The 204-nt window shown below is 45.6% G+C and carries 1 protein-coding gene; it reads right to left on the bottom strand.

Features of this window, described 5'->3' with window-relative positions:
- Window positions 1-204: FIVAR domain-containing protein (locus tag B4W83_RS12725; RefSeq protein WP_158083586.1), on the bottom strand; the 204-nt coding region annotated here is incomplete at both ends.

Here is a 204-nt window from a genome sequence, read left to right as displayed (position 1 = left end):
TTCGCAATTTCAGCTTTCAACTCATCTTTACTTGTTGCTTGACCATTCAAGGCTGCCGCTGCTGCCATTAAGTCATTCTTAGCTTTCTCAACTTCTGCTTGACTTGCACCTTCTTTAGCATCTACAGCTTTCGCCGCTTTAAGAGCTTCGTCGTAGGCAGTACGCTTAGCTTGGTCTGCATTCGTGTACTTGGCGTCAGCTTTT

Source organism: Streptococcus pseudopneumoniae ATCC BAA-960 = CCUG 49455 (assembly GCF_002087075.1).
GTDB classification, from domain to species: domain Bacteria; phylum Bacillota; class Bacilli; order Lactobacillales; family Streptococcaceae; genus Streptococcus; species Streptococcus pseudopneumoniae.
Note: the sequence above shows the minus strand (reverse complement) of the source record. Positions and strands in the feature narration are given on the sequence as shown.